Annotated in this window: 5 protein-coding genes; 2 read left to right on the top strand and 3 right to left on the bottom strand. The window is 68.3% G+C overall.

The genetic code is table 11. The features are described 5' to 3' along the window. Window positions 1-1,043: 1,043 nt before the first annotated feature. The gene (locus ACZ6RT_RS37335; RefSeq protein WP_470158838.1) at window positions 1,044-1,679 is read left to right on the top strand and encodes a DUF305 domain-containing protein; all 636 of its coding nucleotides are present in this window, start codon (window positions 1,044-1,046) and stop codon (window positions 1,677-1,679) included. Window positions 1,680-2,182: 503 nt separating this feature from the next. Here ACZ6RT_RS37335 and ACZ6RT_RS37330 read toward each other — a convergent pair. The 3 genes from ACZ6RT_RS37330 to ACZ6RT_RS37320 all read right to left on the bottom strand — a co-directional run bounded on the left by ACZ6RT_RS37330 (window position 2,183) and on the right by ACZ6RT_RS37320 (window position 5,929). Further along, window positions 2,183-3,622, bottom strand: a complete 1,440-nt coding sequence (locus ACZ6RT_RS37330) for an MFS transporter (RefSeq protein WP_470158836.1) — start codon at window positions 3,620-3,622, stop codon at window positions 2,183-2,185. Window positions 3,623-3,737: 115 nt separating this feature from the next. Then, the gene (locus tag ACZ6RT_RS37325) at window positions 3,738-4,439 is read right to left on the bottom strand and encodes a TetR/AcrR family transcriptional regulator (protein WP_470158834.1); all 702 of its coding nucleotides are present in this window, start codon (window positions 4,437-4,439) and stop codon (window positions 3,738-3,740) included. Between the two features lie 170 nt (window positions 4,440-4,609). After that, window positions 4,610-5,929, bottom strand: coding sequence for an MFS transporter (locus ACZ6RT_RS37320; protein ID WP_470158832.1), 1,320 nt, complete (start codon window positions 5,927-5,929; stop codon window positions 4,610-4,612). Window positions 5,930-6,046: 117 nt separating this feature from the next. Here ACZ6RT_RS37320 and ACZ6RT_RS37315 point away from each other — a divergent pair, with 117 nt between their 5' ends. Further along, on the top strand, window positions 6,047-6,499 hold the full coding sequence (locus ACZ6RT_RS37315) for a CGNR zinc finger domain-containing protein (RefSeq protein ID WP_470158830.1): 453 nt from the start codon (window positions 6,047-6,049) through the stop codon (window positions 6,497-6,499). The last annotated feature ends 101 nt before the right edge of the window (window positions 6,500-6,600 follow it).

Genomic DNA, 6,600 nt, shown 5'->3' with positions numbered 1-6,600 from the left:
TTTTCTTTTTTTTCTTTTCTTCTCCTCCTCCCCCCTCCTCCCCCTCCCCCCCCCCCCCCCCCCCCCCCCCCCCCCCCCCCCCCCCCCCCCCCCCCCCCCCCCCCCCCCCCACCGGCGCTCGATGATGCGAGCCCCCAGCGGCAAGGGAGGCAGGCTTACAGCGAACGGGCTGAGAAGCGACGCCCGTCCAGCACGATAAACTATATGAAGTAGTAGATGCTGTGTAGCGATTCACCGGACTTCGATCTGATGGGCGGGCATGACATCAGGGAGCCGGCGGTGCGGCCGCTCTCTCGCGGCGCCTCTCCGTTCTCTTTTTCATAGAGGCCAGTATGCTGTTGCCTCGTCTGCGTACGTCCATCGGACGGGGGCGATCACCTGCTCACGCCGCACACCGTGCGGCTGCCGTCCCCGGCGAGGGTCTTTTGCCGCATGGTCGCACCGGAGTGTTCTACGATGAAGGATCGTAGGAGAATGGAAAGGGTCAGACCGCGAGCGCGGGGGTAGGACGATGAACGGCTTCGCTCGCCGGTCCGCGTCGCGGATGTCGCACCGGTGTCTTTTGATCGCTCTGGTTTTGGGCGTTGTGGGGATGCACACGCTGGGACATCTGGATCACCGGCGAGAACACCTCGGCATGCCCGTCGCCTTCGGGCACGCCCCTAGCGTCGATCATTCAGCGCCGCAGGAGCCCCTCCTGCTCGATTCCGCTTTCCTTCCCCCTGCCGAACACCTGGGCCCGGGGCGCCAGGACACTCCTTTGCCCCTTGATCCCAGCGCCGTCTGCCTGGCCGTGCTCACCTCGCTGCTCCTTCTCCTGGCCGCTACGGCGTCCCTGCGCAGGCGGCAGATCGCGCAGCCCCGGGCAGGCGAAGCCGCTACGGCACGGCTCAGTGCCCGTCCGCCCCCACGCCGGACGGCGCTACGCCTGGCACGTCTGTCGGTTCTGCGCCTATAGGCCGATCACCTGCGCGGACGGCGGTGGAAATCCGTCCGCAGATGATCGCCGCACAGACACGACCGACCGGAAAGAGATCATAGAGATGTTCACCGACCGCTCCGCCCTTCGCAAGCTCGCCCTGACCGCTACGGCGGGGGCAGGTGCTCTTACGCTGCTCACCTCTTGCGGAGGGGGCGAGGATGCGATGAGCGGTCACACCGCAATGACGGGGAGTGCTTCCGCTCCCGCCGCGACCGCGACCGCGAGCCGGACACCGCAAGCTTCCTTCAACGACATCGACGTCACCTTCGCGCAGATGATGATCCCGCATCACGAGCAGGCCGTGGAAATGGCCGAGCTGGCCGAGAAGCGGGCCGCTGACGGGCAGGTGAGGGAGCTGGCGGAAAAGATCAAGGCCGCGCAAGGCCCGGAGATCGCCACGATGGCCGAGTGGCTGTCTGAGTGGAAGGCTCCGGCGCCGGAGGGGGGCCATGGCGGGCATGTCATGCCCGGCATGATGACCGAGGAGGACATGGTCAAGCTTCAGGCGGCCAACGGCGCGCAGTTCGACCGGATGTTCACCAAGATGATGATCGCCCACCACCAGGGGGCGATCATGATGGCCAAGACCGAGCAGAGCGATGGGGCAGATCCCAAGGCCAAGGAGCTCGCCACGACCATCGTGACCACCCAGCAGGCCGAGATCGAGCAGATGCAAGAGCTCCTCGAGCGGCTCTAGGTCAGGAGCGGCTCGCGGTGCCGGCAGGTGATCTGCTGCATCGATGGCTTCGGGGGGCCTTGGGCCGCGACCGATACCGCTGAGGGGATCAGGGTCTCCTCCTGATCCCCTCAGCGGGGCCATGTCGAAAACGTGAGCAACGGTGTGCAGATCAAGTGGCGCCATCGCTGCAGCCGCTTACGCCTGAGTTCGGCCCGCTCGATCGCCGCTATGCGTCGCGGCCCCCATGGCGGCCGGTGCCGAAGGCGCGCAACAGGGTGAGCACACTGTGGCGTCCGGCCGTTGCCAGATGACGACCATGGTGGGTGAGTCGGCCGGGACGTATGCGACGAAGCGCAACCGCCTTTGCGGGGCGAGGATGTGCAGCCCTTGCGGCAACGCCGAGGTCTGCTCGGTGATCGAGCACCGCACCGACGCCATCACCGCGGCGTCGAAGCTCACCTTCGCGTGGCCAACGCTTTGGCGGCGGGCTCTCAGCCCTGGCCGGGACGGGTGGGCCTGCGTCATCGTCGCACGGCAAAGGGGCGAAGGGCGATCAAGACGATCAGGGCCGATGCGGCCAGTACCGCGGCCCCGGTCAGGAAGGCCGCCGCGTAGCCGTTGGTGAGCGCTGAAGCCGAACGAGGATCGGCCGCTGCGCTGGTGACCGACAGGGCCAGGACGTTCAAAAGAGAGATGCCCACGGCTCCGCCGATCTGTTGGGTGGCGTTGGTCAGCGCGCCGGCGACGCCGCTGTCTTCGGGAAGGACGTCCTGCAAGGTGATACTGACGATCATGGTCAGTGCGGCGCCGACCCCGGTACCGACCACGAGTTGGGCGACCCCCACGACGGCGAAGCCGCTGTGGGGGTCGATGGTGGCCAGGCCGGCCATCCCCAGCGCGCCCAGAGCCAGGCCGCCGATCAGGACGGCTGCGGGCGGGATGCGCGCGGGCAGCCTGGCGATGCCGAGTGCTCCGATCAGGATGCCGGCGGCCATGGGGACGAAGGCCAGGCCGGCCTGCAGCGCGGAGTAGTGCTTGACGCTTTGCAGGTAATAGGTGAGGAACAGGTAGGCCGCGTACAGGGCGCCACCGGCCATGAAGTTGATCAGGTGTCCGCCGCCCCGGACCCGGTGGGCCACCACGCGCAGAGGCATCATCGGCTGTGACGAGCGGTGCTCGATCCCGACGAACAGTGCCAGCAACGTCGTTCCGGCCAGCCCGAAGCCCAGGGGCACAGGATGGGTCCAGCCGCGCGCTTCCGCCTGTGAGACGGCGTAGATCAGCGCGCCGATCCCCAGCGTGGCGGTCAGTGCGCCGGGCAGGTCATAGCGAATCGGTCCACTGGATCGACTGTCGCGCAACACTCGCCTGGCGGCGACGAGCAGGGTCGCCACGATGGGGATGTTGATCAGCAGGCACCAGCGCCAGGAGGCGTACTCGGTGAGTACGCCGCCGAAGATCATGCCTGCCACTCCTCCGGTGCCGACGGCCGCGCCGAAGACGCCGAAGGCCTTGGCGCGTTCGGTCGTGTCGGTGAAGGAGGTGGTGAGCATGGCCAGTCCGGCGGGGGCGAAGAGGGCTCCACTCAGGCCCTGCGCGGCTCTGCCGGCCAGGAGCAGCCATGGTTCGTGGGCCAGTCCGGCCAGCGCCGAGGCGAGCGCGAAGCCCACCAGCCCCGCGACGAAGGCCTTCTTGCGGCCGCGCAGGTCGGCCACCCGGCCGCCGAGCAGCAGGAAGCCGCCGAAGGTCAGCGAGTAGGCGGTCACCACCCATTGCCTGTCGCCGTCGGACATGGCGAGCGCGGTCTGGGCCGAGGGCAGTGCGATGTTGACGATGTTCGCATCCAGCACGATCAGCAACTGAGCCGTGACGATCACCCAGAGCATTTTCCAGCGCCGGGGGTCACTGCCGCCCTGAGAACCCGGCTCTGTGGTGGTCTCATCCATCTGCTTGCGCTTCATTGCCTCTCTCGTCTGCTGTCCGCAGGCACTTTACAACAGCCTGTCGAAAAGTGGCCGTCGCCATGGAGGGCGGCACAGGGAGGTGCGGTGTCTACGGGGCGTACGCGGGGTTCGCTCAGCGGCGGCGCTGAGCCACCCCGTCCAGGAACAGCTCCAGCTTGCGCTCGAACCAGACCTCCGGCGCTCCTGAAACCGCCGAGGCGAGCACAGGGCGCAGCCGCTGGTCGTAGTCGTCCAGCCAGGGCTCGATCAGCTCCCGGCGCCGTCGCTGCCGGCCGAGCGATGTCTGCGTTCTTGGCTCGCTCTCCCCTGCGCCGATGAACGCTTGCACGACCAGTTCGGCGACCATGTCCATGATCAACGTGGCGTCCTGGCTGCTGAACCCGAACCCCAGCAAGGCGACGCCGGTCCGGTTGTAGCGGCGCACCAGGGCTGCGGAGGTCAGCTTCAAGGAGATGATCTCTTCGGCCAGGCCGGGATGGGAGGCGTACAGGCGCCAGTGCGCCCACGCCGTCGCACTCAGGAAGGCTCGCCAGTCGTTGCCGGGTTCGGGCCACTCGACCGTGTTCACGGCCTGGTCCACCGCGGCCATGGCCAGCTCGTCGCGGCTGCGAAAGTATCCGTACAGTGTCGAGTGCGAGGTGCCGAGTCTCTTGGCCACTACGGTCATGGTGAACTGCGCCAGGCCGATCTCCAACGCCGCGGCCACGATCGCCTCCCGGTCCGCGAACGGCGGCCGCCCCATCCGGGAGGAAACCGAGCCGTCCTTGGCCCGCCGCCTGTCGCGCTCGCCCATCGACATCCTCCTGGCATCCATCGCTTCGCCCTGATGCTACGGAATGCCGCCACCGTGGTCGGGAGCATCTGCGGCGTCGCTGGGCAGCTCGATCTTTTCATCCGGTCATCTCGAGCGGTCACTTCGCGGAACGGGCACAGGGACGCCACCGCCTCCTTCGCCCTCATCGCGTCGCGAGAGGAACCTCCAGGTCACGATTCGGTCCGAGCTGCGTCCGGTCGTATCGCGTCGGTATGCGCCGAGGACGGCGTAGATTCGGGCGGTGCGGGGCGGTAGGCGATGGCGGCGACGAGCGCGCTCGCCAGCGCGAGGGCCGACGCGGCGACGAACGCGGCGGTCCCGCTGTCGTCGGAGCCGGTGAGGTGGCCCGCGACGGCGGTGCCCAGGCCGTAGCCGGTCCACATGAAGGTGTTCAGCCAGGCGAAGACCTCCGTGCGGTAGCGGGCGGGGGCGTGTTCGGCGAGCAGGGTGGGCTGAACCGCGTCGCGCGGTCCGGTCAGCAGCCCGATCACAGTGATCAGTACGGCCAGGGCGAGGAATTGCGGCGCGAAGGCTCCGGCGAGCATGCCGGCGCCATCGGCCAGTGACAAGACGATGAGCAGCCGCTTGCCGGAGATGGGCCAGGTGCGGGATCCGTAGCCGAGCGCGCCGACGAGCGCGCCGACCGACAGCAGCCCCATCAACACTCCCGCCGAGGACGGCGAGTCGAACTTCGAGGCCGCGGCCACCGTGGCGATGCGCAGGCAGCCGAAGGAGAAGGTGCCGAAGGCGGCCAGGACCAGCAGGGCCAGGGTGGGGCGGTGGGTGAGGGGCCCGGCCAGCCGGCTCAGCCGGGTACCGGGCTTCGCGGCCGATGTCACCGGCGTCACGTGAGGTATTGCGCGTGATGCGAGCATGAGGATGGTCCCGATCAGCAGAGAGGCGCCGGCCGCAGCCACCACACGATCCGCCGGCATCGCCAGCATCAGTACCGGCACCAGCAACGGACCGAGAATGAACATCGCCTCGTTGACGGCGTTGTCCATCGCATAGGCGGTCGGCAACGAGTCAGGCGGGACGATCCGCGGCCAGCTCCCCCTGATCACGGCGCCGACGGGTGGCGTGGTGGCGCCCAGCAGCACCGCCGCGCCTACCATGGCGGCGGGTCCGGCCTGGTAGGCGGACAGCAGCAGGCCATAGGCCACTGCGTGAGCGGCGAGGTAGGCCATGAGCACCGGGCGCGCGCCGTGACGGTCGGCCAGGCGGCCACCCAGCGGCGCGCACAGGGCCAGGGCCAAGGCATGCCCGGTCAGGACGAAGCCGCCCGCGGCATACGAGCCGAGCCGCTCGACGGCCGCCAGCAGCAGCGCGAGGCTGAGCACCGGAGTGCTCACCTTGACGATCATCCCCACTGCGAGCAGGAAGGGAACGCCCGAGTGGGCCAGCAGGCGGCGATAGGACGTGATCACAAGCACTCCGTTACCATCAATTCCGGTTACGCCCATGACATCGGAAAGGTTGTTACTGGTCAAGTGGAAATAGCCTGTAACGTGACGCGGCAAGCGCCGTTGATAGCCGAACTGGTCAACCTGGCGACCTCGCACAGACGAGGCGGCGCCAGGACAAGGTGCCCGCAGGGTGAGGAGCTGGTGACGGCATTCGCCGCCGCCGCAGGTGAACGCGTCGAGATGGCACTGCGGGCCGATCCGGGCGCCGGTGTAGGCCTGGCCGAGCTGGCCCGGGAACTGCGCGAGGCGCTGCTGGCACATCAGGCGGCCGACCAGGCCGCACGCATCAATGCCCTGATCCGCAGGTACGCCGCGCAGCCCTACCTGGTCGAGGACATCGGCCAGCCGTTCCACCTGCACTTTCACGGGTCGGGCGGCACCCAGGTGGAAGCGATGGGCGGCGAGTTCGCCACCGCACTCGCGCTGATCGTGGACGGCTACGGCCCCGACCGGTTCGGGCAGTGCGAGGCCCACCAGTGTGACGCCGTCTACATCGACCTCACCCGCAACGGGTCACGCCGCTACTGCAGCACCGCCTGCACCGCCCGGGCCAAGACCGCCGCCTACCGCAGCCGTCGGCATGCTGAGCCGTGAAATCCGCTAGGGCGTGTCGTCAAAGTGGTTGGGAATCGTGCAGTATGTAAGACGTGGTGCGACGCTATGAGCTGACGGACGCCGAGTGGCAGGCGCTGGAG

The sequence above is a fragment of the Streptosporangium sp. NPDC050148 genome, assembly GCF_055586505.1.
The sequence above is the reverse complement of the archived record's forward strand: the minus strand, read 5'-3'. Positions and strand labels throughout refer to the sequence as shown.

Coding starts and splice junctions, on each gene's coding strand:
- ACZ6RT_RS37335 (WP_470158838.1), top strand. CDS start 1,044: ATGTTCACCGACCGCTCCGCCCTTCGCAAGCTCGCCCTGACCGCTACG.
- ACZ6RT_RS37330 (WP_470158836.1), bottom strand. CDS start 3,622: ATGAAGCGCAAGCAGATGGATGAGACCACCACAGAGCCGGGTTCTCAG.
- ACZ6RT_RS37325 (WP_470158834.1), bottom strand. CDS start 4,439: ATGGATGCCAGGAGGATGTCGATGGGCGAGCGCGACAGGCGGCGGGCC.